Source organism: Amycolatopsis thermophila (assembly GCF_030814215.1).
In the GTDB taxonomy this organism is placed as follows: domain Bacteria; phylum Actinomycetota; class Actinomycetes; order Mycobacteriales; family Pseudonocardiaceae; genus Amycolatopsis_E; species Amycolatopsis_E thermophila.
This window is the reverse complement of record NZ_JAUSUT010000001.1, coordinates 3043895-3068704: the sequence shown is the minus strand read 5'-3', so window position 1 is coordinate 3068704 and position 24810 is coordinate 3043895. Positions and strand designations below refer to the sequence as shown.

General features: G+C 67.7%; 28 protein-coding genes and 2 pseudogenes. 16 read left to right on the top strand and 14 right to left on the bottom strand.

The genetic code is table 11. The features are described 5' to 3' along the window. The first annotated feature begins 166 nt into the window (after window positions 1-166). From FB470_RS15275 to FB470_RS15255, 5 genes are read left to right on the top strand one after another with little or no spacing between them, the layout of a single operon-like run. Window positions 167-487 carry a helix-turn-helix domain-containing protein gene (locus tag FB470_RS15275; protein WP_306992180.1) on the top strand — a complete coding sequence of 107 codons (321 nt, stop codon included), beginning with the start codon at window positions 167-169 and terminating at the stop codon, window positions 485-487. Then, window positions 484-849: a WhiB family transcriptional regulator gene (locus FB470_RS15270; protein ID WP_306992179.1), complete on the top strand. Its 366-nt coding sequence runs from the start codon at window positions 484-486 to the stop codon at window positions 847-849. Before FB470_RS15275 ends, FB470_RS15270 begins: the two co-directional genes overlap by 4 nt. Continuing rightward, window positions 846-1163, top strand: coding sequence for a hypothetical protein (locus FB470_RS15265; RefSeq protein ID WP_306992178.1), 318 nt, complete (start codon window positions 846-848; stop codon window positions 1161-1163). Before FB470_RS15270 ends, FB470_RS15265 begins: the two co-directional genes overlap by 4 nt. Further along, the gene (locus tag FB470_RS15260) at window positions 1160-1849 is read left to right on the top strand and encodes a hypothetical protein (RefSeq protein ID WP_306992177.1); all 690 of its coding nucleotides are present in this window, start codon (window positions 1160-1162) and stop codon (window positions 1847-1849) included. Before FB470_RS15265 ends, FB470_RS15260 begins: the two co-directional genes overlap by 4 nt. Continuing rightward, window positions 1846-3915 carry an FtsK/SpoIIIE domain-containing protein gene (locus tag FB470_RS15255; protein ID WP_306992176.1) on the top strand — a complete coding sequence of 690 codons (2070 nt, stop codon included), beginning with the start codon at window positions 1846-1848 and terminating at the stop codon, window positions 3913-3915. Before FB470_RS15260 ends, FB470_RS15255 begins: the two co-directional genes overlap by 4 nt. Window positions 3916-4039: 124 nt before the next feature. On the opposite strand, the gene FB470_RS15250 is transcribed toward FB470_RS15255, so the two are convergent. Next, window positions 4040-4570, bottom strand: a complete 531-nt coding sequence (locus tag FB470_RS15250; protein ID WP_306992175.1) for a winged helix-turn-helix domain-containing protein — start codon at window positions 4568-4570, stop codon at window positions 4040-4042. Between the two features lie 158 nt (window positions 4571-4728). On the opposite strand from FB470_RS15250, the gene FB470_RS15245 reads away from it, so the two are divergent. Then, entirely contained in the window at window positions 4729-6219 is a 1491-nt protein-coding gene (locus tag FB470_RS15245) for a helix-turn-helix domain-containing protein (protein ID WP_306992174.1), read from the top strand. On the opposite strand, the gene FB470_RS15240 is transcribed toward FB470_RS15245, so the two are convergent. Both FB470_RS15240 and FB470_RS15235 read right to left on the bottom strand, forming a co-directional pair. Next, entirely contained in the window at window positions 6200-6787 is a 588-nt protein-coding gene (locus FB470_RS15240; RefSeq protein WP_306992173.1) for a Swt1 family HEPN domain-containing protein, read from the bottom strand. The genes FB470_RS15245 and FB470_RS15240 overlap by 20 nt on opposite strands. After that, the gene (locus FB470_RS15235) at window positions 6784-7461 is read right to left on the bottom strand and encodes a DUF5343 domain-containing protein (protein WP_306992172.1); all 678 of its coding nucleotides are present in this window, start codon (window positions 7459-7461) and stop codon (window positions 6784-6786) included. Before FB470_RS15235 ends, FB470_RS15240 begins: the two co-directional genes overlap by 4 nt. Window positions 7462-8084: 623 nt before the next feature. Here FB470_RS15235 and FB470_RS15230 point away from each other — a divergent pair. Then, complete coding sequence (locus FB470_RS15230) at window positions 8085-8582, top strand: hypothetical protein (protein ID WP_306992171.1); 498 nt, start codon at window positions 8085-8087, stop codon at window positions 8580-8582. Window positions 8583-8985: 403 nt separating this feature from the next. Here FB470_RS15230 and FB470_RS15225 read toward each other — a convergent pair whose 3' ends face one another. After that, window positions 8986-9378, bottom strand: a complete 393-nt coding sequence (locus FB470_RS15225; RefSeq protein ID WP_306992170.1) for a hypothetical protein — start codon at window positions 9376-9378, stop codon at window positions 8986-8988. A 403-nt stretch (window positions 9379-9781) separates the two neighbouring features. On the opposite strand from FB470_RS15225, the gene FB470_RS15220 reads away from it, so the two are divergent. Together FB470_RS15220 and FB470_RS15215 are read left to right on the top strand one after the other, a co-directional pair. Then, the gene (locus FB470_RS15220; RefSeq protein WP_306992169.1) at window positions 9782-10081 is read left to right on the top strand and encodes a hypothetical protein; all 300 of its coding nucleotides are present in this window, start codon (window positions 9782-9784) and stop codon (window positions 10079-10081) included. A gap of 227 nt (window positions 10082-10308) precedes the next feature. Then, window positions 10309-10758, top strand: a complete 450-nt coding sequence (locus FB470_RS15215) for a hypothetical protein (RefSeq protein ID WP_306992167.1) — start codon at window positions 10309-10311, stop codon at window positions 10756-10758. Between the two features lie 73 nt (window positions 10759-10831). Here the strand turns inward: FB470_RS15215 and FB470_RS15210 are convergent, their stop codons facing one another. The 3 genes and pseudogenes from FB470_RS15210 to FB470_RS15200 all read right to left on the bottom strand — a co-directional run bounded on the left by FB470_RS15210 (window position 10832) and on the right by FB470_RS15200 (window position 13149). Then, window positions 10832-11395 (bottom strand): GIY-YIG nuclease family protein, encoded by a 564-nt coding sequence (locus tag FB470_RS15210; RefSeq protein ID WP_370876473.1) that lies wholly within the window; start codon window positions 11393-11395, stop codon window positions 10832-10834. 380 nt (window positions 11396-11775) lie between these two features. Then, window positions 11776-12006 (bottom strand): hypothetical protein, encoded by a 231-nt coding sequence (locus FB470_RS15205; RefSeq protein ID WP_306992165.1) that lies wholly within the window; start codon window positions 12004-12006, stop codon window positions 11776-11778. 113 nt (window positions 12007-12119) lie between these two features. Beyond that, window positions 12120-13149, bottom strand: a pseudogene (locus FB470_RS15200) (calcium:cation antiporter). Between the two features lie 353 nt (window positions 13150-13502). Between FB470_RS15200 and FB470_RS15195 the strand changes: the two are divergent. Further along, the gene (locus FB470_RS15195) at window positions 13503-14324 is read left to right on the top strand and encodes a hypothetical protein (RefSeq protein WP_306992164.1); all 822 of its coding nucleotides are present in this window, start codon (window positions 13503-13505) and stop codon (window positions 14322-14324) included. A gap of 58 nt (window positions 14325-14382) precedes the next feature. Further along, window positions 14383-16014 carry a class I adenylate-forming enzyme family protein gene (locus FB470_RS15190; protein ID WP_306992163.1) on the top strand — a complete coding sequence of 544 codons (1632 nt, stop codon included), beginning with the start codon at window positions 14383-14385 and terminating at the stop codon, window positions 16012-16014. A 27-nt stretch (window positions 16015-16041) separates the two neighbouring features. Here the strand turns inward: FB470_RS15190 and FB470_RS15185 are convergent, their stop codons facing one another. Genes FB470_RS15185 through FB470_RS15175 form a run of 3 tightly spaced genes read right to left on the bottom strand, consistent with a single transcriptional unit; the run spans window position 16042 to window position 18439 of the window. Continuing rightward, window positions 16042-16236, bottom strand: coding sequence for a hypothetical protein (locus tag FB470_RS15185; protein ID WP_306992162.1), 195 nt, complete (start codon window positions 16234-16236; stop codon window positions 16042-16044). 11 nt (window positions 16237-16247) lie between these two features. Continuing rightward, complete coding sequence (locus FB470_RS15180) at window positions 16248-17375, bottom strand: fatty acid desaturase family protein (RefSeq protein WP_306992161.1); 1128 nt, start codon at window positions 17373-17375, stop codon at window positions 16248-16250. 11 nt (window positions 17376-17386) lie between these two features. Next, a complete protein-coding gene (locus FB470_RS15175) occupies window positions 17387-18439 on the bottom strand; it encodes a ferredoxin reductase (protein WP_306992159.1) in 1053 nt (350 codons plus the stop codon). Window positions 18440-18571: 132 nt separating this feature from the next. Between FB470_RS15175 and FB470_RS15170 the strand changes: the two genes are divergently transcribed. From FB470_RS15170 to FB470_RS15160, 3 genes are read left to right on the top strand one after another with little or no spacing between them, the layout of a single operon-like run. Next, window positions 18572-19204 (top strand): TetR family transcriptional regulator, encoded by a 633-nt coding sequence (locus FB470_RS15170; protein WP_306992157.1) that lies wholly within the window; start codon window positions 18572-18574, stop codon window positions 19202-19204. A gap of 60 nt (window positions 19205-19264) precedes the next feature. Further along, window positions 19265-19708 (top strand): hypothetical protein, encoded by a 444-nt coding sequence (locus FB470_RS15165; protein ID WP_306992155.1) that lies wholly within the window; start codon window positions 19265-19267, stop codon window positions 19706-19708. Between the two features lie 49 nt (window positions 19709-19757). Further along, window positions 19758-20111 (top strand): hypothetical protein, encoded by a 354-nt coding sequence (locus FB470_RS15160; protein ID WP_306992153.1) that lies wholly within the window; start codon window positions 19758-19760, stop codon window positions 20109-20111. 3 nt (window positions 20112-20114) lie between these two features. On the opposite strand, the gene FB470_RS15155 is transcribed toward FB470_RS15160, so the two are convergent. The 4 genes from FB470_RS15155 to FB470_RS15140 all read right to left on the bottom strand — a co-directional run bounded on the left by FB470_RS15155 (window position 20115) and on the right by FB470_RS15140 (window position 23295). Then, window positions 20115-20774, bottom strand: coding sequence for a response regulator transcription factor (locus FB470_RS15155; protein WP_306992151.1), 660 nt, complete (start codon window positions 20772-20774; stop codon window positions 20115-20117). Beyond that, window positions 20765-21946: a sensor histidine kinase gene (locus tag FB470_RS15150; RefSeq protein WP_306992150.1), complete on the bottom strand. Its 1182-nt coding sequence runs from the start codon at window positions 21944-21946 to the stop codon at window positions 20765-20767. Before FB470_RS15150 ends, FB470_RS15155 begins: the two co-directional genes overlap by 10 nt. A 177-nt stretch (window positions 21947-22123) precedes the next feature. Further along, a complete protein-coding gene (locus FB470_RS15145; RefSeq protein WP_306992148.1) occupies window positions 22124-22999 on the bottom strand; it encodes an alpha/beta fold hydrolase in 876 nt (291 codons plus the stop codon). Further along, window positions 22996-23295 carry a hypothetical protein gene (locus tag FB470_RS15140; RefSeq protein WP_306992147.1) on the bottom strand — a complete coding sequence of 100 codons (300 nt, stop codon included), beginning with the start codon at window positions 23293-23295 and terminating at the stop codon, window positions 22996-22998. The genes FB470_RS15145 and FB470_RS15140 overlap by 4 nt, the downstream gene beginning before the upstream one ends. A 157-nt stretch (window positions 23296-23452) precedes the next feature. On the opposite strand from FB470_RS15140, the gene FB470_RS15135 reads away from it, so the two are divergent. Then, window positions 23453-23845 carry a DUF6401 family natural product biosynthesis protein gene (locus tag FB470_RS15135; RefSeq protein ID WP_306992146.1) on the top strand — a complete coding sequence of 131 codons (393 nt, stop codon included), beginning with the start codon at window positions 23453-23455 and terminating at the stop codon, window positions 23843-23845. Between the two features lie 35 nt (window positions 23846-23880). Further along, window positions 23881-24789: pseudogene (locus FB470_RS15130) on the top strand (IS5 family transposase). The last annotated feature ends 21 nt before the right edge of the window (window positions 24790-24810 follow it).

Here is a 24810-nt window from a genome sequence, read left to right as displayed (position 1 = left end):
CGCCATCAGTGTTAGGAGTTCGTTCCGACCGAGTCGTCGAACGAGCTCCAACCCGCCTCAAATCCGACGGAAAACAGGAACCTGCATTACTCCTGCATTGGTTCTGCATTTGCAGTGCACTGGTCATGCATGGTTGGCGACCGTGGTTTTTCCTTGAATCGAAGTCATGGAAAACACCAACACGGAACGCTCTCAGAATGCAGTTCCAGAAACCACTCATAACCGCGATTCGCGACCGGCCTTCTACACGGTCCGGGAGGCAGCCAGGCTCCTCCGCGTCGGGCCGTCGACGCTCTACCGGATCATCCGGGACGGCGATTTCCCCGCGGTCCGGCTTCGCTCTCGGTACATCATCCCGGCAGTCGCGCTTGATCGACTGATCGCGGAGGTGGACGCGACGGGTGGCGTCGTCGATCCCAGCCGCATCGCCGCTGAACGCCGCACGGCCCGCGAGGTTGCCCGGCTCACCGGAGGTGAGTCGTGGTGAACCCGGACGCCTTCGAGGATTTCGCGGACTACCTCACGGCACTCGCAGTCGAGCTTGACCGCTACGCCGACGTCCCGGACGACGTGCTCGAGGACATCGTGCGCCGCGACGGCTCGTGCATGTGGCTCTACTCGTCCGGCAGCGCCCCGGAGTGGACCGGCGATGACCTGTCCGACCGCGAGCTGGCCGCGGTGATCTGCGCGGGCTGTGCAGCCAAGCTGGCCTGTCTGGAGTTGGAGTTGCGCACCGCCGGCCCGTTCACGCTCGGAGTCTGGGGAGCGTTGTCGGAAGACGACCGCCGGGCTCTGTATGCGATCTGGAGCGCACGTCGCACTGCCCGGAACGGAGGTGAGCAGCGATGAACCTCACGCCAACGCAAGTCCTCGTGGCTTTGGGCATTCTGGCCGGCTGGTTCCTCCTGTGGCGGATCCGTTCGTGGAAGAGGCGGCGCACGCTCGAAGCGTCCCGAGCGAGCAGCCGCTTGCTGTCGCTCTTCGGCCGGGTGTTGTTCACGGCCGCGCTGATCGTGGGCGTGCAGTGGGTCGTCGTCGTGGCCGCACCGGGCAACCACGGGCTCTTGTTGGCCGTGCTCGGAATTCCGGCGCTGTTCGCGGGCCACGGACTGACGAAGGCGTTGACCGTCGTCACCGTGGACGTCCGGGGTGGTCGTCGATGAATCGCGAGCTGAACAGGGTGGCCGCCTACGGGCGGCCACCCGCCGGCCACGACATCGAGCGCGTCCGTGTCCAGGTGGACCGGTTGTGCTGGACCGGGATCACCCTCGGACTGGCCTTCACGATGACCAACGTCCAGCACTTCGCCGCCGCGGGCGCGCCTGCCTGGTCGCTGACATGGCTGGCCGCCTGGCTGCTCGATCCCACCGTCTCGCTGGTGCTGATCGCGATCCTGCGTGCCGAGCAGGTCACGGCCCGGCACGGCGTCCGCATGGGCTCGTGGGTGCGGCGTGCGAAGTGGTTCACGCTCGCCGCCACGTATGTCATGAACACCTGGTCCTCGTTCGCGGCAGGTTCGTGGTCCGGAATCGTGCTGCACTCCGTGCCGCCGCTGCTGGTGTTCACGGCAGCCGAGGCCGTGACCGACCTGCGCGAGAAGCTGATCGAAGCCGCCACGGTGTCTGCCGAGTACAAGCCGCGCGCTGTCGACGAGAGGCGACCGCCTCAGCGGCGCGCGGGTCGGAAGCTCTTCGCGGACTACCTGTCCGATGCACGCGAGGCGTGGTCACCCGGGGTCGAGGTGACGCCCGCGTGGGTGCGGCAAGCCACGGGATGTTCACGCGGGTTGTCGCCTCGTGTGGCGGACGCGCTCAGGGCCGAGGTCGAAGGACAGGAGGCCCTGTCATGAACGATCGCCATGAACGCGGTGCACTCGAACCGAAGGTGTTCGAGGCGGAGATTGTCACCGACGAAGAGCCCGGCTCTGGGCCACGATCGGCGCTCGCCAAGTGGTGGGGTGCGCCGGGGACTGCTCACGTGCGAGCGGTAGCCGCATACCGCTTCCGGAAGCTGCCGCGGGACCTTCTGCGCCTGGCCTGGTTCGTACTGCGGGGCCATGGGCGCTGGATGGCGAAGGCATGGACGTGGGCAACGTACGGCGACCTGCGAGCTGATGCCCGCGCCGCACGGGTTGCCGGCGACTCGGAAGCGCGGCGGCAAGCTCAGGAACTGATCCGCGCAGACTCGAAGGCTCGTTGGGGCCGCCTCGCGATCGTCCTGCACCGCTGCGCCGTGTTGGCGGCCATCGTCGCGCCGGTTGGCCTCTTGTTGTGGTGCGTCGACTCGTGGATGGCGCGCGAGGACATGTGGCCCTGGCTCGCGCAACTGCTGAACCTGATAGGTACTGGCTGGGAGGTGGCGAAGACCGCTGCGTCTGCGCTGCTCCTCGTCGGTCCGGTTGTCTGGATCGTCGCGGCCGCTTGGGAGGGCCGCGATAAGGAGCCTGGCGCGAGCTGGCTCAGCAGGCCCGACCGCGACGACGCGGATTCGTGGATCGACGAACGCATGGTGTCGAAGGCACTCGGGCATCTGGGCATCGCACCGCTGAACTCCTTCTTCAAGAACGGAGGTGAGCTGCTCTACAGCATCCCTGCCCGGCGGGACGGCAACGGCACGTTCGTGCAGGTGCGGCTTCCGCTGGGGACGACGGCTGACATGGTGGCCGACCGGCGCGACAAGCTCGCCGCGAACCTCGGACGGGCGAAGCTGGAGACCTGGCCGACCGAAGGCGACGAGGCCGGCGTGCTTGACCTGTGGGTGGCCGACAAGGGTGCACTCGCTGGCGGAGCCGGGGAATGGCCGCTCCAACATGGCGGGCAGCTCGACGTGTTCGACGGCGTCCCGTTCGGCCTCACCCAGCGCGGCGTGGTCGTCAACGCACCGCTGATCGAGGCGAACTGGCTGATCGGCGGACGGCCGGGACAGGGCAAGTCCGCGGCGCTCCGGACGCTGCTGCTGGGTGCGGCGCTCGATCCGACAGCCGAGCTGTGGATCTTCGTCATGGGCGAGTCGCCGGACTTCGACCCGTTCGACCCGCGCGCGACCCGCTATCGGATGGGCATGGACGACGCAGTGGCCGAAGCCGCTGTGGCCGCGCTCGAAGATCTGTCGACGGAGATGGAGCGGCGCGGCAAGGTGCTCGGCGAGCAACCCGGCCGACCACCCAAGGTGTCACGGAAGCTTGCGGACAAGGCTGGCTTGGGCTTGCACCCGCTGGTGTGCGCGATCGACGAGTGCCACGAACTGTTCCAGCACCCCAAGTTCGGCAAGCGCGCGGCCGAGCTGGCGGTCAGGGTGATCAAGCGAGGCCGGAAGTACGGGATCGTGCTCCTGTTGGCGACGCAATCGCCTACCAAGGACTCGATTCCTAGAGAAGTCACCCGGAACGTCTCGTGCGGCGTGGCGTTCTCAGTAGCCGACCAGATCGCCAATGACGGTCTGCTCGGTGCGGGCAAGTACCGGGCAGGCATCCGCGCGACCGACCTCCGCATGAAGACCGACCGCGGAACCTGCGTCGCGGTTGGCGTGACCGATGCAGCCTTCGAGCTGATCCGCACGTTCTACGTGCCCTTTGAGGACGAGGTCGACATGGTGACACCGGTGATTCACCGTGCCTTGGCGATCGTGCGCGAGCACGGCCGCGAGATCACAGCTCGCCCAGCGATCGAGGCCGTGCCAGTCGATCACCTGGCGGATGTGGCGACGGTGATGCGCAGCGAGCGACGAGTGCCGACCAGGGTTGTGCTCGCCCGCCTCGCCGAGCACAACCCGGCCGAGTACGAAGGCTGGACCTTCTCGGACCTCAAGGCGACGCTCGCCCAACACGGCTTCGGGCCGCGCAAGTCAGGCGGCGTGCAGGTGATTCGTGCGGAAGACGTTGGGGAGGCGCTAAGCCGCCGGGGCGGTTCCGAGTAGGCGCGGGGACATGAGAGCGGGGTGGGGAGTTCTCCCCACCCCGCTCCCTTCCGCTCTTCCCCGACCTGACCAGGGCGGATGCCCCGCAGGGAAGCTGATCGGCGGTTGCTCGTGGGCTGCCCGATCACGGCGTTTCGGACTGATCGCCGAGGTCTCGCCGATTCCCTCCCTCAGGCACGGCGTCGGCGACGAACGTGCCCTTCGCGGGCACCGTCACGACGAGTCCCCTGGCCCGGAGAAGCTGGGTAGCGTGCCGGGCAGTGCCGAGCGACACGTCGTACTGCTGTGCAAGCCTGCGTTCTGCGGGTAGTGGCGTACCCGGCCTGAGCCTGCCTGTCTCGATGAGCTGAGCGAGGTGGTCGGCCAACTGCTCGTAGACGTAGCCCGTTGGCTCGGGCCGAAAGGCCGGCTCACCGGCGACCTCGTTGCGCTCAACAGGCTGGGGCAACGGGACGAGTCGCAAGCAGTCCTCGCAGGGCATCCCGGTCACGCGGTCAAGCAAGTCCAGCTCATCCGCGTGGAACTCTGCGCCGCACAAAGCTCTCAGCACCCCCGGCCGGTCGCTTTTCCCGGAGCGCCCCACCACGTGCACCAGGCGCTCGCGCTCACCAACCGAACCCGCGACCGGCCGCACGAGCAGAATCGGATCTGCCACCTGCTCATCACCTCGTCCCGCCGACTCCCACCGCGTCATCACACGTCCGACTCAAGCCGGAGAAGAAGGCACGGGACAGAGCAGAAACGTCGGAGTCTCGGTGCACGAATGTTGCACTCCTGCGCTTTACCTGCGGAAACGCTCCGATCGTTGCTATCGTGGCCGGACTGGCATGGGGAGGGGTCGTGATGAGACGGGCGGAGCTGGCAACGGCGCGCAAGGCAGCCGGGTACACGCAGGAAAGCCTGGCTGCCGCTCTCAACGTCGACCGCTCGACGGTCATCCGCTGGGAGGCCGGCGACTACGCCCCACTCCCGTACCTGCGACCGAAGCTAGCGCGACTCCTCCGGCATACACCAGAGCAACTGCGCGCACTGATCGACGGTGACCCCGTGTCGGACCGTGACACCCTCAGCCCAGACGTCGAGGCAGCCTGCACCTGGCTCGACGAACGACTCAACTGGAAGCCCGGAACGAGCGCCCGGCGCGTGACGGCACGCCTGCCCAAGACGCGTCGCGAGCTACCCACCCGCCAGGCCCGACGCGACCGCGTGAGCCGGACCGACGTGGTCGCCGCGCTCCGCGCCTACTACGGCAGCGATCCGGACTACAGCCTCTACACAGCCCGCTTCGGCGGTCAGGCTCTCGAAACCAGCATCCTCACGCGACCGGACTGGCTCGACCTCCACATCCCACTCAACGAGACCACCGACGCGCTAGCCCTCGCTCCGACCACCTCTGAACCGACCGCTGATCCTGTGCCCGCAGCTGCCCTGGAACGACTCGCGGAGGTAGAAGCCGCTGGTGTCCGCCTCACCAATGAGCAGACCTATCGCCTGCTCGACGTGGACATCCGCGCCAGCGCAATACGTGGCACCGTTGGAGTTGCACCCTTCCTCGAATACGCGCTGACACTGGATCTCCTTGAAAATGAACTACTCGACGCCCTGGCGGACGGTCAGCCCGTCAAGACGGGTTCACTTCCATTACGAGACAAATACCTACCGTCACTCGCGTCAGCGGTGGACCTATCGTCCAGACTTTGCGCCGGAGGCGTCCTAGCGCTGTCTGCCATTGCCCGATCAGCCGATACGTACGGTACAGCCGATTTCGCTCTGCTCGTTCAGGAGCGTTCACATCTCGTCGTAAATGCTGCGAGACAGTTGACGGTGATTCCCAAAGGCTTTCATCAGCCCATGACTGACGTGCACGCCGACACGTCACTTCGCAACTCACTGCTGCGCGAACTTGAAGAGGAACTGTTCGGCCGCACAGAACTCGACAACACCGTCAGCGCACCGCGGGCTGCTCTCCCTATGCATCTAGCTCGCCTGTCAAAACCCATGCGGTCACTCTTAACGACCGATGGATTGCGGGTCGAGTGCACCGGCTTCGGAATTAACCTGGTAAGCGGAAACTACGAGTTTGGATTTCTGCTCACGATCAGCAACATGGACTTCTGGTCGCAGTTTGGTGGACACATTGAGGCGAACTGGGAAGCCAGACGACTAAAAATCTACACAAGTAGCAACACCGACTTTATGACATGCCCAGAAAGCATGCAGTCCTGGAACAACGAAGGTTTCTTCGCATTCACTTCTGGCCTAGATCGCCTACGCAGCAGCAAATCTATTCCATCAGACGATTGAAGCTCCTAACAGTCAAATGAAGACGCAATACCTCATCTTCGGCCAGTTGAGTGCAATGCGCGATTGGACCTCGCAGCAGATTCAAGCTTGCCATCACTTTCTCTAGTCCTCTCTTGCTATTAAACGTTGCACCAAAGATGTCAAAATTGCTTTTTATGATCTCGCCCAGCTCGCCGAAAGTCGTATAGTCAATGGGATGTGAAGAGCGCAGGGTCACACCGTTGTCCTGCTCGCGGTTCTTGTTCCCCTCAACTGATGACTTGATATTATTCGGCACATGATCCTCCCACCAGTTCTCGCCGTATGCTTCCTCCAGTTGCGACTCGACAAGATCACGGATGGAATTCTCAAGACAGTAAAAGATCCGGTAGTATTGCGACATCACCACGGCTTGACGACGCAACTCAGCCGGATACTGAAGATAGTAACTTTCCTCCTCTTCCTCGGCAGATTTTGATTCGGGCGAAGAAATCGGGTCGAGACCATACCTTGTGGCAATATCTTCCAGCTCCACCTGGAATATCTGCCGACTAATGTGCATCAACTGAAGTCTCTCGTGAGCACTCACAGCAGATGCTCCTTCATGCTCTTAAAGATGGCGTTGAAGACCGCGATATCATTGGTGTCGGGAAGATTAATATTTATCGTGTATCCGAAGCGGAGCGGCGTAGGGGTACTTTCGCTCTTTCCTAAATTCTCCGACACCCGGCTTGAATCCTCCGCGTCCTCCACTGAATGGGTCGACACCTTATCGGCCGTCACCGCATCAAAGTCGGCATACTGCTTAAGGGCTTCAAAAGTTCCAGTGATAGCACGCAGGACGCTGTTTCCATCTTCTATGCCAGTGATCTCGCGAATGAGCCCGTCCAGCTTCTTCTTGTCCAGCTCATGGGCAAATTCATTACGCTTATACAAGGGGGCGTAGCCGATGCGAATAGCCTGCGCAATTGCCGCCTTGGACTCGTCTTCGCTCCCACGAAACTTGCGATAGAGCTCACTCGGCGTTCCGTCCGACCTGATAAGCGTCAATCGTTTTGCGAGCGGAATGAACGGCTTCGCACTTCCACTAGAGAAGCCGAGAACCGTTCCAAGGAAATCTTGCGAGAACCGATCAGGAGTCTTCGCCTCCTTGATCTTGTCCAGGATCTTGGATACTAGTCCAGTTGAGTTCATATAAGGCAACGTTTCTGCCACAGTTTCCTCCCCAAGATCACAAGTTGCTAACGAGTGGTCGGTGATCACTCGCACGAACGTACAAGATATACGTTTGACAGGAGGTCGTGTTACAACTGGCAACGACCGATAGGGCTGCGGGAACCGCGGGAAGAAGACTGTCAAGCTGGCCCGCAACCCAGCGTCTTCTCAGGATCAGAGTCAGGACATCCGCAGCCGGCAAATAAGGTCGACAAGCCCTCGTTGCTTCGTCGCGAAAGCACACGAGGCCGCGTCCAGGCCCCACCCCCTGGAGCGATGCGGGTGCCACAACCTCGCCGCGTGCTATCCCAGAACTCCAAGGACCCGTCCACGCGCTGCATCCGCCCCGTGGTGCGCATCATGGTGCGAACCACGGACGCGAGCGACGATGACGGGACGTGGTGCGGAGATTGCGACAACAGAAGTCCAGGTAGAGCGGCTGAAGCCAGCAGAACAGCCCTCTCCTAAAGCGGGTGTCGCAGGTTCGAATCCTGCCGGGGGCACAAAGCCCCTGGTAGATCCATTGACCAGGGGCTTTGTGCTGTTCGGCCCCATGCTTAACCCTCGTTTTTGGGCTTCTCGACGGCAGGACGAGCCGCCAGCGCGGGGCCGGCGCTCTCCCCCACGACTCCGCGCTCCATGTAGTCCTCCTGGGTCGTGCTGATCCGCTCGTGGCCAAGGTAGTCAGCGATCTCGCGCGCCGTGAGGCCGCCGATGGGGTCCTCACGGACGAGCGGATGGATGAACTGGACCTCGCCCCGCGGCGCCAGTATCGGCAGCGGTTGGCGGGGGGATACGACGAGACTCACCATGCTTTGCTGCGCCAGTTGCAGACTCAGCAGGGGGAGCGCCGGAACCGACCCCGGGGGTTCTGGATCGCGGAAGCATCAGCGGAAGCCGCTCACCATGCGCTCGTCGAACGTCGGCGGGTGTCCGAGGTGTCCTGGGCAGTCCTCGCTACTGATGGCGCGTACAACACGATGACCCACGTTGGACTCACCGACTGGCCGGCAATCGCCCAAGCCGGTCCCAGCGAGCTTTCCGCCATCCTCGACCGCTGCCAGCAGTGGGAACGCGACCGGGACCCCGACGCGCGCCAGTTCCCCGAGCCAAACGGCATGACGACAAGGCGAGCGCGGCGGTACGGCTCCGCGCGTAGCCCGGGTTAGGCAGCAGTCCCGGATCCGCCGAGGCCCATACCCGGAGCGGGCGTGTTCAAGGTTTCCTTACTTGTTCAAGGCGGCCCTGCGGGGCCGCTGATCCGGCCCTCATCCTGTCGAACCGCCAGACGCGGGCGTGCGGCTGAAGCCGGTCCCGCGTGGCGGTTCGACGAAGGCCGGGCGGCCCCACAGCCGCCGCAAGAGAAAGAACAGAGATGTCCTCGCCGGGCAGGCAGGCTCCGGGATGACCAGGGACCGCAGGCCACGTTGCGTTGGCAGGGTGGGCGCTTGGTGGTCATCCCGTCGCCTGATCTGATGGCTATCACGCCGCACTGGGGCCGCAAGGTTGGCAAGCTCGGCCGGCGGATGGACCCAGAGGTTGCGGCCCCAACACGGCGTGATCGAGACGCCATCAGGCGCCGGGCTGACCACCAAGCGCTCGTTTCGGGCGGAACAGGTCGTTAGCCCACGCAGGTCGCGGATCCACGCGGGACGAAGATTGATCAAGATCTGCCGCCATCAGAGCGAACGCCTCACTCCAGAGCAACTCCGCGTTGGATGCGAAGTCGTTCGCTGTCTGCGCATGGCCGCTTAGCGCAGTTTCCTGGGCGGAATGGATCTGTCCCACGAGCTTCACGACCGCTTCCGCTATCGAGGGTGGACATATTAGGCGAACATTCATGCCTGCCGGAAAAACGGACTGCTGGACGTCGTAGATGTCAGAAAACCCGCGATCTTTCACCCAGGTCAAATAGTCATTGTTTCGAACTTCATCGTCGGCGAACTCGGCCAGCTGAGCATTCATATTATCCACAATGGTGCGCCACCAATCGGCCGAGGTGAGGAATTCCCGAATAAAGTTCCCTCTTTGCTAGCGAAACGATGCTGGTCTTCTCGTCGCCACAACTCGGCGTCCCGTTCACGCTCCCTCAACCATCGCCTTGTCTCGCGATGGCCTTGCCAGATTTGACCGAGCGAAACCCACGCAACGCGGCGGCGGCAGAGATGACAGCTGTCCACACCCCGTGCAGTCCAGCCCCGACTCTCATGCCACATTCGTGCAACACGACAGCCGCGAAGCACAGCAGACGACGATGATCAACGACTGCTCCCATAGCAGGCCAGAAGCCGTTTCGTCGCTCCGCCGCTGGTCGCGAGCGACCCGAATAAGGTCAAGGGGACGTTGGTTCGAGAGAACGAGATTTCGGTTGAGCACTGCAAATGTGATTCGGCTTGACCAGTTGGCTGCGGCAGCCGAGACGCTCCTCGAGCACGTCAGGGAGGTGCATGGGGACACCGTGGAGGTGGACGCAGACTACTTCTGGTCGATCCCGCCCGATGTGCTCTACAACGTCTATGCAGAACCAAAGGAGCTCACCATTGGTCAGTTGTCGGAGTCCGATCAGCACATTCGGCAACTCGTGGAGGGCCAGCAACCGCCTGTTGCCTACCACTTGGTCTGGCTCAGCGACCTGCTGCGTGCCGTGGGCTACACAGTGACTGGTTGACCTCGTTGAGGGCGGCGCGAAGGGGTGCGCCCACCCGACGTCAACCCGTCGCCGTGTTCGTCGACCGTTCGTCAGGACAGTCATTGAGGACGGCAAACGACCATCGCTGACGAGTGAGGAACCCCCAGGTTAGGCCCCTGATCAGGACGTTCCCGCAGGTCGCGATTTGTTCCGCTTCAATGTCTGATTCCCGGACCGTCGGGGAGCAGCTCGACTAGAGTCAGCTCGTGGATGACCACGACTGGGAACCCGTGGCGTCGATCGGCCAGCATGGGCTTCACCTCGGACTGGCCCACGACGGGCGGTGGGTCGTCGGCCGCATTGGAGCTACCCCGCACCCCCTGGAGGATGCGCTCATGCCGATGCTCCCCGTACTCGAGCAGTCGTACCGGGAGATCAACCGCGTGACGAGTGAGCATCCCAGGGCTCACGCTGCACCTGCTTGGGAGTTGGTGCTGCGGTTCGCGCTGGAAGGGCCATCGGACGACTGGGCTGACCTCGCGCTGAACTGGATCGAGGAGGGTCATCCTGCTCAGGGGCTGCTCGACGCGCTCGATCAGCTCAGCCGTCAAGCACGACGTGCGCAGCGAACGCGGCACCGGGCGCGCAGGGCCTGGAAGCACGCCGCCCCCAGTTCGGCGAGGGGAGCCGAACAGCCCCGCCACGATTCGGCCTAGGTTGGCGTGGTTGCTCGGCCCCATTTCGACGTACAGCGACAGCAGATGTTGCCTGGAAATTGGTTCTCGCGAGTCATTTGCCGACACTGTCGGCACTCGCGCGGTACGCGCTTCGAGCGCTCTTGAGAAGCTCCCGGTGGGCGGCCGGCGATGCGTCAGTGAGGTTGAGAGGAGGGCCAAGTTCGGCGATAAGCGCCTTCTCGGTAGGCGCGGGGTCGTCATCGGCAGCCCAGGTCAGCCTAAGATGTGCCTGCATCCAGGCCGTAAGCCGCTCCTCATCCGCCGACGTTAGTACGACGTGCCCCTTGACCAGCTCTGTCCGGTACGACTCATGGGCCATGAGAAGTGCGGCCAACGTGCGACGAAGGGTCGATCGCCGGGATAGGCGCAGGTGCTCTCGTGCGATGCGGACGCGCAGCGTGCGGGTCGTGATGCCCAGATACAGCAGCCGCACGTGAGGATCCATCGGGTTGGGCATCCCGGGGAACTCAGGCAGTACCTCGGGCTTGGCCCACCAGGCGTACAGCCCTGGCTTGTTAGGGAGGCATGTGACCGCCGGTCCGAGGAGCACGGGAGTGGACAAGAGGTCCTGCTTGACTTCGCGAAGACCGGGGTGACTTGCTGCCGCCGCGCTCATCTATCAACCTCCGCGGTGAGTATGGCTAGAGCGATCATGCCCGATGTCCCTTGCTCACCTGTCGGTCGATCCTCGGCGATGGCGATCAGGCCGGCAGCTCGATGACCCTGCTGCCCCCGCTTCGGACGCTTGCAGCACACCGTGCTCCTGGAGTCCCACGGTTTACCCTGGACAATCGATGAACGGCGATCGCCCAAGACGTACATCAACCGGCATTTGCATACACTAATTTGGGCAGGTCATGCGAAGCTTTGCCAGTCGACCAGTATCAACGGCAAATCCTCCGCCATAAACCGGGTGTCGCAGGTTCGAATCCTGCCGCGGACACCCCGCCCCTGCGCGGCGCTGGTCATCCGACCGCGCCGCCGGGCGCAGGTCGCTCAGTCGATCACGTACAGCCACCACCGCTGGCTCGCCGGGCTGGACGGGTGGTGCACGCACTCGTAACCCCGCGCGCCGCCGACGTAGACCTGCGGCTTGCCGACCGCCTCGCACTTGGCTTTCGTCGGGTACTTGCCGTACGGGTCCTGTGCGGACGCCGTGCCGGCACTACCCAGCAGGACCCCGAGCGAGGCCAGGACGACCGCGCCTGTCGTGAACACCCTCTTCACCAGTACTCCTCCCATGTGGTTCATACCTCCTCCCGTTGAACCACATGGCGGCAAACGGCCTAACGTGACAGCACCCGAACGGCGCCCGGGCACGTCCATGGCAGCGACGCCGCTCAGGGGTTGATCGCCAGGAAGATGAACGCCGCCAGCAGCGCGAGGTGCACGCCACCCTGCAACGGGGTCGCCCGGCCGGGCACGACGGTCAGCACGCCGGTCACCACGGTCAGCGCCAGCAGTACCAGGTGGGTGCGGCCGAGCCCGAGCACGAGCGTCCCGGGGAGCCAGATCGACGCGATCGCGATCGCGGGATGTCAGGCCGATGCTCGCCATCGCGGATCCGAGCGCGAGGTTCAGGCTGATCTGGATCCGGTCGCGCAGGGCGGCCCGCACCGCGGCCAGCGTTTCCGGCAGCAGCACGAGCAGCGCGATCACCACACCGACCACCGCGTGCGGCAACCCGGCCTGGTCGACCGCGCTCTCGATCGCCGGGGAGACCGCCTCCGCGTCACCGACCACCGCCACCAGGGCGACCAGCAGGAACGCCAGACTGAACCACGCCGTCCCCGTGCTGGGCGGTTCCGCGTACTCCTCGGCGTCCTGCTTCACCGGCAGGAAGTAGTCGCGGTGCCGGTAGGTCTGCATGGCGACGAACAACCCGTACAGCACCAGCGAGGCCGCGCCCGCGAACGCCAGCTGCGCCGGCGAGAACTCCGGGCCCCGGACGGCTGGTCGTGAACGCCGGCAGGACCAGGCTCAGCGTGGCCAGCGTCGCGACCGTCGCCAGCGCGGCGCCGGCGCCCTCGGCGTTGAACACCGCGATCCGGTCGCGCAGCGTGCCGATCAGCAGGGACAGAGGGTGGCGCCCTTCGGACCACCATCGGCCATCAGGGTGACGATCAACGCGACCTCGATCACCGTGACGGCGACCGCCAGCACGAGCGACCCGAGCGGTGCGCCGATGCGGTGCGCCACCACCTCGGCGTGGTGCACCGCGGCGAGCACGGCCGCGGCCAGGTCCAGCGCGACGACGATGACGAGCGGCAACGGCAGCCTCCGGCCCCAGCTGAGCAGAAGCGCGACGATGGCCAGCAGCGGGCCCAGGACGGTCCAGTCGGTCAGCCAGGATCGAATGCGGGCAGCCACGGCCTCACCCCGCCACAGCGGCCCGGCCCGAACCGGGCTTGCGCGCGGCGGCGGGATGTGGTGCCCTGTCCCCCCAGGGGAGTCCTGATCACGCGATAGAGCGACCTGCGTCACACCGAGGTACCGATCTTGGTGTCGCTGTCGATAGAAAGCGCGAGGCGCCACGCGAGATCGACTCCGGACGAGTGACGAGAAAGGTACGCCCTGTGACGACGGGTGCGCACAGCTTGCGAACCGGAACCGGGACGACCACCGTCGCCGATCTGCTCGCTCGCAGTGATCGCCCGGTCCGGCCGCGTCACTCACGGGCGCGCGTTCCGGAGCCGTCACCCGCCGAGACGACGATGCCGACCATGGTCGCCGCGATCTCGGTGCTCGACTCGAAGTCCCCGCGCCGCCTGGAACGGCCGCCGCTGACCAGCGCGGCCGGTGTGCGCGCGCTCGGGACCGGCTCGTTCGGTTCGGCCGGGACCGTCGGCGCGACGCTGCGCGGCACCGACCAGGGCGGGCGCGCCGGGCGGACCACCGCACCCGGCCGGATGAGCGGCGAGGCCACGCCGGCCGCGCTGGCGAACACCCCAGTCCCGCCGCCGCCCGCCGAGGGTCCCGTCGCCGACGTCTCGCCCGCCGACACGATCGTCTTCCAGGCCTGCCCGGCCGGCGAGACGGTCGAGGAGGCCCCCGACGAGACGCCGCTGATCGTGTCCGTCGACGCCGACGCGAACCCGGTCAAGCCGCGACGGCACCGGCCGCTGGTGCTGGCCACCGCGGGCGCCGGCATCACCCTGGCCGGCGCGATGCTCGTCGGCGGGTGGATCACGGGACCCGGCAGCGCACCCGAGCCGGTCAGCCTCGCGGGCGGCCACGCCGCGCCGCAGGAGCCGGAGGTGAGCGAGCCCGGCGAGCAGGCGGAGGTGCTGGCCACCGAGGGGCAGTTCAGCGGGATCCTGCCGATCGCCGAGACGAAGCAGGCCGCGCCGCCGACGACCAAGCCCGCGGCCTCGACCACCGAGAAGACGACGCAGCGGGCGGCGCCGAAGCAGACGCCGCCGCAGCCGAAGGTCCCGCGCGTGCAGATGCCGCAGGTGCCCGAGTTCGATCTGCCGGACTACCAGCCGCCGCGGTGGGACCGGGACCGCGATCGCGGCCACCGCGACGGCCGCCACCGCCACTGACCGTCCACACCGGACCGCGTCTTGACCTCGCCCGGCGCGGGGCGGATCATCGGCGTCGATGGGCGTCTACGACGACAAGCTCTGGCTGGCGCGCTACGCGCCGGGACAGCCGGCGGGGATCACCGTCGAGCACGACAGCGCGCTGGCGATGTTCCGCGCCACCGTGGCGCGGAACCCGGACGGCGACGCTCTCCGGTACTTCGGCGGCCGCATCTCGCTGCGTGAGCTGGACGAGCTGACCGACGCCTTCGCCGCCGGGATCACCGACGCCGGGTTCGGTCCGGGTGAGCGGGTCGCGATCTACGCCCAGAACGTGCCCCAGTTCGTGATCGCACAGGTCGGCACCTGGAAGGCCGGCGGGATCGCGGTGCCGGTCAACCCGATGAACCGGAAACGCGAACTGGGCCAGCTGCTCGCCGACTCGGGCGCGACGGTGCTGGTCACCTTGCGGTCGCTGTGGGACGAGGTAGCCGCGGAAGTCGTGCCCGGCACGACGGTGCGCACCGTGCTGACGACGTCGGAGCTGGAGTACCGCGCCGCACCCGCGCCACCCGGTTCCTGTCCGGGAACGACCGATCTCGCCGGGATGCTCGCGCGCTTCCGTGGCGTGGCTGCGCCGGAGGTGACGCTCGGGCCGGACGACATCGCGTTCCTGACCTACACGTCCGGCACGACCGGGCCGCCGAAAGGCGCCATGACGACACATCGCAATGTCGTCTTCAACGCCCAGACCTACCGGGACTGGGTGGGGCTGGGCGGTGACGACGTGATCCTCGGTGTCGCACCGCTGTTCCACATCACCGGGCTGATCGGGCACATCGCGGTGGCGCTGTTGACGGGCGCGCCGCTGGTGCTGATGCACCGCTTCGACGCCGAGACGACGATCGAGACGGTGCGCGCCGAGCGGGCGACGTTCACCGTCGGGTCGATCACGGTGTTCATCGCGTTGATGAACGTGCCGGGCGCCGACCGGGATGCGCTGGCGTCGCTGACCAAGATCTACTCGGGCGGAGCGCCGATCCCGCCGAGCACGGTCAAGGCGTTCCAGGCGATGTTCGGCACCTACATCCACAACTGCTACGGCCTGACGGAGACGACGTCGCCGTCGCACGCGGTGCCGTTCGGCACCGAGGCGCCCGTCGACCCGGCGTCGGGTGCGCTGTCGGTCGGGGTGCCGGTGTACGACACGGTGGTGCGGGTCGTGGACGAGGACGGGGCCGAGGTGCCGGTCGGTGAGGTGGGCGAACTGGTCACCTCGGGCCCGCAGGTGGTCGCCGGGTACTGGGAGAAGCCGGCGGAGACGGAGAAAGCGCTTCCCGGCGGCCGGTTGCACACCGGGGACGTCGGGTACATGGACGCCCACGGCTGGTTCTACGTCGTGGACCGCAAGAAGGACCAGATCAACGCGGGCGGCTACAAGGTCTGGCCGCGCGAGGTCGAAGACGTGCTGTACGAACACGAAGCCGTCCGCGAGGCGGCAGTGGTCGGCGTGCCGGATCCCTACCGTGGCGAGACGGTCAAGGCGTTCGTGAGCCTGCGCCCCGGCCGCACCGTGACGGCGGAGGAACTGATCGCCTTCTGCCGCTCGCGGATGGCCGCGTACAAGTACCCGCGGCAGGTGGAGTTCTTGGACGAGCTGCCGAAAACGGTGTCGGGCAAGTTGCTGCGCCGCGCCTTGCGGAGTTCGTGAGGCCTGGCACCGCGGTCGCCCGAACCGCTACTCCCGCTCGTCGGCGTGCGCCCGGCGGGCTGCTTCCCGCATTTCGAACAGGTCGGTGAGCCAGTCGCCGGTCTCGCGGGCTATGTCGCGCACCGCGCCGGTGATGATCGTCGCGATGTTGCCCATGTGGGTGGCTGCCGATTCGGTCAGCACCTGCACGGTGTCCTTCCCGCTTTCGATGGGGTCGACCATCACTCAGCCCTTCACGCCGCCACTCGAGACCTGTCACCCGCCAGCGTATCGGGCGCCGGGGTCTCCCGCCGGGGCCGCGGCGGCAACGCGAACTTGACGATCTTCTTCGCCACCGACCACAGCTGCTTGTGCAGCGGCCCGGTGTTGTACGGCAGCCCGTACTTTTCGCAGATCGCGCGCACCTCGCCGGCGATCTGCGGGTAGCGGCGCGCGGGGAGGTCCGGGAAGAGGTGGTGCTCGATCTGGTGCGACAGGTTCCCGCTCAGGATGTGGAACAGCGGCCCGCCGGTGATGTTCGCCGAACCCAGGATCTGCCGCAGGTACCACTGGCCCCGCGACTCGTTCTCGGTCTCCTCCTCGGTGAAACTCTCCACGTCCGACGGGAAGTGGCCGCAGAAGATGATCGCGAACGCCCACAGGTTGCGGGTCAGGTTCGCGGTCGCGTTGCCCAGGAACGTCAGCGGCGCGAACGGGCCGGTGAGCAGCGGGAACAGGACGTAGTCCTTGCCGACCTGCTTCACCGCCTTCGGCACCATCCGGGCCCGCATCTCCTTGAGCTCCGGGTCCGACCACTTCCGCTCGCCGCGCACGACCCGGTCGAACTCCAGGTCGTGCAGCATCACGCCCCACTGGAAGACGAACGCCAGCACCGTCGCGTACACCGGGTTGCCCAGGTAGTACGGGTGCCACTTCTGCGCCGGGTCGATGCGCAGGATGCCGTACCCGATGTCGCGGTCCTTGTCCAGCACGTTGGTGAACGTGTGGTGGATGTAGTTGTGCGAGTGCCGCCAGTTTTCGGCGGGCGCCATCGTGTCCCATTCGAACTTCTGCGAGCTCAGCTCCGGGATGCGCGTCCAGTCGTACTGGCCGTGCATGACGTTGTGGCCGATCTCCATGTTGTCCAGGATCTTGGCCAGCGACAGCGCGCCCACCCCGGCGAGCCACGCCGGCGGGAAGAAGCCGGCGAACAACAGCGCGCGCCCAGCGACCTCGAGACCGCGCTGGGTCCTGATGATGTTCATGATGTAGTCGACGTCGTCCTGGCCGAGGTCGGCGACGATCCGCCGGCGGATCGCGTCCATCTCGCGGCCGAACTCCTCGATCTGCTCCGGCGTGAGCCGGTCCTGCAGGCCGGTCATGGGGGTCTCCTCTACGCGTCGATCTCCACGTCCCCGGCGGGGACGGAGATGCAGAGCTGGATCTCTTCGTTCTCTTCGCCGGACACCTCGCCCGACTTCGCGTTGCGCACCCGCCCGCGTGCCTTGACCTTCGTGCACGAGTAGCAGATGCCCATGCGGCAGCCGTGTTCCGGCCGCAGCCCCGCCTCCTCGGCCTGGTCCAGCAGCGGGCGGCCGGAGTTGGGGAACTCGACGCCGCTGTGCCGGAACCGCACGGTGCCCTCGGCGGCGGACTCGTCGATCACCAACGCCGGCGGCGTGAACTCTTCGGTGACCAGCTGTTCACTCAACTGTTCCGCGTCGTACACGGCCCGCACCGCGTCCATCAACGGCGCGGGACCGCACACGTACGCGGGCGCGTCCGCGTACCAGGGCGCGGCCGCAACGAGGTGCTCCCGCGAGAAGAACCCGCTCAGCTCGCCGCCGTCCGCGTGGGTGCAGGCGAGCACGACCCGCACGTTCGGCGCCTGCCGGGCCAGCTCCCCCGCGTAGAGCACGTCATCGGGGGTGTTGGCGTAGTGCAGGAACACGACCTCGCCGTCGTGCCCCTCGTCGGCGAGCGTGCGCAGCATCGACATCAGCGGCGTGATCCCACTGCCGCCGCTGATCAGCAGCAACCGCTTCGGCCGCGGCTCGGGCAGGGTGAACGCGCCGTCGGCCTGGGACAGCCCGAGCACCTGACCGGGCCGGGCGCGCTGCAGGTGCCGGGACACCAGACCGCGCGGATCGGCCTTGACCGTCAGCTCGAGCTGCCCGTCCCGGTGCTGCGAACCGGCGGGCGAGTAGCAGCGGGTGCGCCGGACGCCGTCGATGTCCACCGACACCCGCACGTACTGGCCCGCCCGGAAACCGCGCCACGCGGAGCTGGGGCGCAGGGTCAGGGTGACCGTGTCGGGGGTTTGGTGCGCCACCGCGGTGATCTCGCCCCGGACCTCGCGGCGCACGAGCATCGGGTGGACGAGTTCGAGGTAGCGGTCGATGCCGTGCGGGGTGAGCAGCGCCTCGGCGAACGCGGCGAGCCGCATGGTTCCTCCCCGGGAATCGTTTCGGAGAACACTTGTACACTCAATGGTGGCGTAGCAGGCGGGGTCGCTGTCAACCGAGGAGGCGCGGGCGTGACGGAGGTCGCATCCGGATCCGGATCTAAGATCGAGGACGTGTCGGCAGAGTCCGTGAAGCCGGTGAGCCGGCAGGAGCGCAAGCAGCGCACCCGCCAGGCGCTGCTGGACGCGGCGCTCGCCCAGCTCGCCGACCGCCCGTTCGCGGTGCTGAGCCTGCGCGAGGTGACCAAGCAGGCCGACATCGTGCCGACCGCGTTCTACCGGCACTTCACCTCGATGGACGAGCTCGGCCTGGTCCTGCTCGCCGAAGCGATGGACGTCCTGCGCCGGATGCTGGACGCGGCGCGGGAGTCGGGCACCAACCTCGACGACGTCGCCCACACAGTCGTCACGACGCTGCACGAGTTCACCCGCCGGCACGAAGCCCACTTCCGCTTCCTCAGCCGGGAGCGGCACGGCGGCACCGGCGCGGTCCCGCAGGCCGCGCGCACCGAGCTGCGGCTGTTCGCCGGGGAACTGGCGATCGACCTCGCCCGGTTCGACTGCCTGCGCGCGTGGCGCAACGAGGACCTGCGCATGCTGGCCGACCTCATCGTCACGATGCTCTTGGCCACCGCGCTCGAACTCATCGAAACGGTGCCGCACAACCCGGAATCGGACGAGCGCGTTCTGGCCACCGCGGAGAAACGACTCAAACTGATCGCCCTGGGTGCGGCGCACTGGCGGTGACCCTCATTCGAGGGACGCCTGCGGTTTGCGCGCCCCGGGGGTGCTTGTCACCGTCGATTCATGCGAAAGATCGCCGCACTGACCGCAGCCGCGTCCCTGCTGACCTCCGCGCCCGCCGCCGCCGAGCCGGCCTTCCTGACGTCGTACTACGGGAACGGCTGGGGTTTGCAGGTCGAAGGCAGCGTGACCAAGGACGGCGACCAGGCGTACTCGATCGAACTGACCCTGTCCGGCTCGTGCCCGGCCGCGCACATGCTGAGCACGCCGAAAATGGGCGTGCGCTACCGTTCGCCGCGCGAGGACTGGCACACGGCGATGTTCCCGTGCGGCACGAATCCCGGTCCGGTCAAGGGATCGGGATACCTCTTCCCCGGTGACAGCGTATCGATCCAAGCGATCGGTGAGGCCGGTTTCCCGCCGTCGCCGGGCTACGGTTTCGAGGTCCGGGTGCGGCCCGCGGAGGCGGAAACCGCCGCTGAGACCGCCCCCACCCCGAGCTTGTGATCATCGAACACCTGTTCTAGCGTCGTGCACGGAGGGTAGGGAGTGCACGATGAACCGGCAGGACGAGGAAGACCGCCTGGAGCGGAAACGGATCGCCGAGCTGGCGGACCAGTGGCGCTCGCTCGCGGGCGCACTGCCGTTCTGGACGGAGGCGCGCGAGGGCGACACGATCACGCTCCGCAACCAGTTCGGCGACGAGCTGCTGGTGACCCTGCACGGCCGGTGGGCGCAGCACCTGGCCCAGTACCTGGGCTCGCTGCAGAAGACGGCCGGCTGCGCGCTGGCGGAGCTGCTGTGGACCATCGGCGGCCACGGCGACTCGGTGCAGATCCGCCGCCAGGCGCGGGAACTCCTGCGGGCCATGCTGCTGGAGGAACCCCGCCCGCCGGGACGGCGGCGGTGACGGTCAGGCCGAGCGGGCCGGGCCGTTGAGGTAGGCGAGCACGGCGAGCACGCGGCGGTTGGTGTTGCCGTCGTCGGTGATGCCGAGCTTGCCGAACAGCGACGTCGTGTACTTGCTGATCGCGCTGTCGCTGAGGAAGAGCCGGCCGGCAATGGCCTGATTGGACAGTCCCTCGGCCATGAGGCGGAGCACGTCGTGCTCGCGCTCGGTGAGCCGGTCGAGCCGCCGGTCCGTGGGGCCGCCGGCGAGCAGCTTGGCGATGACCGCCGGGTCCATCGCCGTGCCGCCGCCCGCGACGCGGTGCAGTGCGTCGATGAACTGGTCGGCGTCGAAGACGCTCTCCTTGAGCAGGTAGCCGATGCCGCCGGTACCGTCGGCCAGCAGTTCGCGGGCGTAGAGCTGCTCGACGTGCTGGGACAGGATCAGCACGGGCAGGCCCGGCACTTCGCGGCGCGCGGCCAGCGCCGCCCGCAGGCCCTCGTCCGACTGGGCCGGCGGCATGCGGACGTCGACCACGGACACGTCCGGCCGGTGCCGCCGGAGCGCGTCCAGGGTTTCGGGTCCGGTGGTCGCGGTGGCCACCACCTCGTGGCCGTAGGCCTCGATGAGACGGACCATCCCGTCCCGCAGCAGGTACAGGTCCTCGGCGACCACTACGCGCACGGCACCATCATCCTCACCCGCGTCGGACCGCCCGACGGGCTGGTGATCTCGCAGGTGCCGTCGAAGACCGCCAGCCGATGGCGCACCCCCGCGAGCCCGCCACCGTCGCGCTCGGCGGCGCCGCCCCGGCCGTCGTCGGTCACCTCGGCCACCAGGCCGCCGTCCTCCTTGGCCATGGTGACGTCCACCCGGCTCGCGTGCGCGTGCTTGATCGCGTTCGTCACCAGTTCGGCGATCGCGAAGTACACCGCGGACTCAATCGGCGGGTCCAGGCGGGGCACCCCGCCGGCGCGGACCGCCACCTCCAACGGGCAGTCGAGGGCGAACGCGCGCACGGCGTCGACCAGTCCGCGCTCGGTCAGCACCGGCGGGTTGATGCCCCGGACGAGTTCCCGGAGCTCGGTCAGCGACGTCGCCGCCCCCGCCCGCGCGTCCCGCAGCAGGGCCTTCGCCCGCTCGGGATCGGCGTCCATGAGCTTCTCCGCGGTCGCCAGCGACATCCCGAGCGCGACCAGTCGTGCCTGCGCGCCGTCGTGCAGGTCGCGTTCGATCCGGCGGATCTCGGCCGCCTGCGCGACCGTGGCGTCCGCCCGCTGCGCGGTCAGCTCGTCCACCCGCTCGGCCAGCGCCATCGCCGGCGACGCCCGCAGGAACCGCGTCGCGACCGGTTCGACGGGCCGCCAGGCGTAGGGAGCTGTCGCCACGGCCACGACCAGCCCGAGCACCCCGACGAGCGGCATCGACCGGGCGAACCCGAGCACCGCAGCCGCGAACCCGGTGGGCGGGACGCACGCGACCACGCCCACGGTCACCGGCGCGATCGCGGTGAACCGCAGGTCCCGCCAGGTGGCGGGGTCGGTGAACCACAGCCACAGCCGCTGGTCCTGCTGGGCGTCGCGGCGGCTCTTCTCGTACGAGCGGCCGTTCCACCAGTACCCGGTGGACATCCGCACCACCGGCTCCGCCTGCCGGTACCCGCCCGGGATGACGGTGCCCGTCCACCGTGCCACGAGCGCGCGGACCATCCGGCAGACCGGGCGGGCCAGCGCGAGCGTGCCGATGCCCGCCCACAGGACCGGCGCGATCCACGACCACGCCGTTCCACCCCACCAGAGCCACACCAGCACGGCCGCCGCCCCCACCGCCGGGACCAGCATGGCGACGACCGCCACGACGCATGCCCGCCCGAAACCCACGCCGGCACTCGCCAACCACGATCGCGTCCGCCGCACGGCCCTCCCCTTCTCCACGACCCGCTCGACCGGATTCCACTGTGCACCGCGGAACGGGGGAAGTCGCCCGGGTCGGCCGCGGAGTGGGTCTGGACCCACCTATGACGACGTCCATCCTCACCCCCTGTTCTCGGCGAGGAAGCGCAGCGCCCGCTCGCCGACGGCCTGACCGGGCACGGCGTGCGTCGCCTCGGGCCACAGCTCGGCCTCGCCCCTCGGCAGCAGCGAGCGAGCACGGGCCAGCGCGCGCCACGGATCGTGCACGACGCTCCGGCCCGCGATGATCGCCAGCACCGGGGCGGCGATCCCGCGCAGCTCGTCGTCCCGGAACGGCCTGGGCACGGGCAGCGCGATCCGGAAGTGCTGCAGCCCGGCACTGATCAGCCTGCCCTCGACGTGGTCGGCCGGGTCGGCGTCGCGCTGACCGTCGATCCAGGCGAGGAACCGCGGGCGGGCCCAGCTGGAGACGTAGGGCAGTTGCACGGGGACCGCCCGCAGCACCAGCCCGAGAGGCATCGGGGCGAACGTGGCCACCGGATCGATGAGCGTCACCGACGCGACCCGGCCCGGCCGCCGGACCGCCTGGTTGCACGCGAGCCAGCCGCCGAACGAGACGCCGTACAGGTGCACCCGGTCGAGCCCGAGCCCGGCGAGGGTCTCGTCGAGCCAGCGCGCGTGATCAGCGGCGTCCCGGATCGGCGCGCTCTGGACACTGCGGCCGGGCTCGCCCAGCAGGTCGACGGTGTGGACGCGGTGGTGCCCGGCCAGCGCCGGGATGCCGGTACGGAACATGACGCTGGTGCCGCCGCGGCCGGGCAGCAGCACGAGCGGATCTCCGCGTGCGCCGAACCGGTACACGCGCACCCGGCCGAACGCGGTCGGCACGTCGTGCACCGCGGCGGGTTCGGGCATCGCGCGCAACCCCTCGTCGTACACGGCGTCGTACCGCGCCCGCCCGGCCGCCGACCGGAACCCACCGACGCGGGCCCTCATCGGCCGGCCGTCACGAACGTCGCGATCACGATCAGGGCCGCCCGCACCGGCAGGAGGACGGGCTTGCCCGTGCCACCGCCGACCTGCTGCGTGCGGACGTCGCCGAACCGCCCCGAAACCGTTCCGCGTGCTGACGTCCAGCGGATGTGGGCGCCCGCGCCGCGCGCCCGGCCGACGTGCGACGCCGCGCGCCCGGCGGCCTGCCCGGCCCGGCCGGGCCGCGCGCAGGTTCGCGCGAAACCGTTGGCGTGTCGTGGAAAGCGCCCCACGGGCGCACCGCGTACTGCGTCGAACATCCCAGTCCCCCTCGTGATCTGATGCGACGATAGCGCCGGGATCCGACGAAAACCGGTCTCGTCCGGAAATACGATCTTGTGGGCTAAACCAAAAGACAGAGTGACTTTCGGCACCGATCGGGGGAACGGCGTGGCGGCCGGGAGTTACCGTAGAGCCATGTTGGGTTTGGCCGCGGTCTGGGCGGAACGGGCGTCCCGCCGGACGTTGAATCACCTGCACAGCCAGCTCGGTGCCGCGGGGCTCGTCGCCGCCGTGGCGACCGCGCCCGGGCTGGCCGCGGTCGTCGACCAGCATTCGGCGGCGGTGCGCGACATCCTGGCCGCCGGGGTGGAGGGCTCGGCCGCCGTGGCGGGTGTCGTGCTGCTCGCCGGCTACGCGCGCGGCCTGCTCGACCACGCGCGCGAGGAAGGGTGGCGGCTGACCGTGCCGCACGGCCCGGAATCGGGCCCGGTGGACTGGCTCACCTTCCGCCTGCTCGCCGTCTGCTCGCTCGCCAGCTCGATGGACGACCCGCACTACCGCGAGGGCTTCCAGCTCGAACTGAACTAGGGCATGGCTGACAAAGATCTCGTTTGTTGGCTGGGATGCTGCTGGTTGTGTCGCGGTTTGAGTTGCTCTCGGATGAGCAGTGGGCGTTGATCGAGGACTTGTTGCCGGCGCGTACGGGCAGGCCGGGGCGGCCGTTTTCGGATGCGCGGGCGATGGTGGAGGGGATCATCTACCGGTATCGGTGCGGGATCGCGTGGCGGGACGTGCCGGCGGTGTTCGGGCCCTGGCAAACCATCTGGACCTGGCACCGCCGGCTGGCGCGAGAGGGCACTTGGAGGTGGTGCTGCAGCGCCTGCAGGCCTTCGCGGACGCGGCGGGGCTGATCGACTGGGCGGTCTCGGTGGATTCCAGCATCGCGCGGGCCCATCAGCACGCCACGAACATCACCCGCCACACAGGGGGCTGGATCGAACTACACGAAACCCGGGATCGAGCCGCCTGATCACGCGATCGGCCGCTCGCGCGGCGGCTGGACTACCAAGATCCACCGTGTGGTCGACGGGAACGGGCATGGGCTGGTCACGCTGCTGACACCGGGCCAGGCCGGGGACTCGCCGATGTTCGAGCCGTTGATGGCCCACCTGCGGGTGCCCCGCCTGGGCGGCGGGCGAGCACGGACCCGCCCCGACCGGGTGCGCGGCGACAAGGCCTACTCCTCCCGCGCCATCCGCACACACCTCCGCCGGCGGGGAATCCGCGCGGTCATTCCCGAACCGGCCGACCAGGCTGGGCACCGCAAACGCCGCGGTTCCCGTGGTGGACGACCGCCCGCCTTCGACACCCACGACTACCGTGGCCGCAACGTCATCGAACGCAGCTTCAACCAGCTCAAGCACTGGCGCGGCATCGCCACCCGCTACGACAAACTCGCCACCCTCTACCGCGCCGCCATCCTCATCCACGACGTCATCACCTGGACCAAGACATTGTCAGACACGCCCTAGGCGTCCTCGCCGCCGGCGTGG

What these genes read in the sequence shown, in the direction of transcription:
- FB470_RS15265 (WP_306992178.1), top strand. Translation starts at nt 846, where the DNA reads ATGAACCTCACGCCAACGCAAGTCCTCGTGGCTTTGGGCATTCTGGCC.
- FB470_RS15160 (WP_306992153.1), top strand. Translation starts at nt 19,758, where the DNA reads ATGAACCGGCAGGACGAGGAAGACCGCCTGGAGCGGAAACGGATCGCC.
- FB470_RS15260 (WP_306992177.1), top strand. Translation starts at nt 1,160, where the DNA reads ATGAATCGCGAGCTGAACAGGGTGGCCGCCTACGGGCGGCCACCCGCC.
- FB470_RS15225 (WP_306992170.1), bottom strand. Translation starts at nt 9,378, where the DNA reads ATGAATGCTCAGCTGGCCGAGTTCGCCGACGATGAAGTTCGAAACAAT.
- FB470_RS15180 (WP_306992161.1), bottom strand. Translation starts at nt 17,375, where the DNA reads ATGACCGGCCTGCAGGACCGGCTCACGCCGGAGCAGATCGAGGAGTTC.
- FB470_RS15210 (WP_370876473.1), bottom strand. Translation starts at nt 11,395, where the DNA reads ATGAGCGCGGCGGCAGCAAGTCACCCCGGTCTTCGCGAAGTCAAGCAG.
- FB470_RS15175 (WP_306992159.1), bottom strand. Translation starts at nt 18,439, where the DNA reads ATGCGGCTCGCCGCGTTCGCCGAGGCGCTGCTCACCCCGCACGGCATC.
- FB470_RS15255 (WP_306992176.1), top strand. Translation starts at nt 1,846, where the DNA reads ATGAACGATCGCCATGAACGCGGTGCACTCGAACCGAAGGTGTTCGAG.
- FB470_RS15140 (WP_306992147.1), bottom strand. Translation starts at nt 23,295, where the DNA reads ATGTTCGACGCAGTACGCGGTGCGCCCGTGGGGCGCTTTCCACGACAC.
- FB470_RS15135 (WP_306992146.1), top strand. Translation starts at nt 23,453, where the DNA reads ATGTTGGGTTTGGCCGCGGTCTGGGCGGAACGGGCGTCCCGCCGGACG.
- FB470_RS15185 (WP_306992162.1), bottom strand. Translation starts at nt 16,236, where the DNA reads ATGGTCGACCCCATCGAAAGCGGGAAGGACACCGTGCAGGTGCTGACC.
- FB470_RS15165 (WP_306992155.1), top strand. Translation starts at nt 19,265, where the DNA reads ATGCGAAAGATCGCCGCACTGACCGCAGCCGCGTCCCTGCTGACCTCC.
- FB470_RS15275 (WP_306992180.1), top strand. Translation starts at nt 167, where the DNA reads ATGGAAAACACCAACACGGAACGCTCTCAGAATGCAGTTCCAGAAACC.
- FB470_RS15195 (WP_306992164.1), top strand. Translation starts at nt 13,503, where the DNA reads ATGGTCGCCGCGATCTCGGTGCTCGACTCGAAGTCCCCGCGCCGCCTG.
- FB470_RS15145 (WP_306992148.1), bottom strand. Translation starts at nt 22,999, where the DNA reads ATGAGGGCCCGCGTCGGTGGGTTCCGGTCGGCGGCCGGGCGGGCGCGG.
- FB470_RS15190 (WP_306992163.1), top strand. Translation starts at nt 14,383, where the DNA reads ATGGGCGTCTACGACGACAAGCTCTGGCTGGCGCGCTACGCGCCGGGA.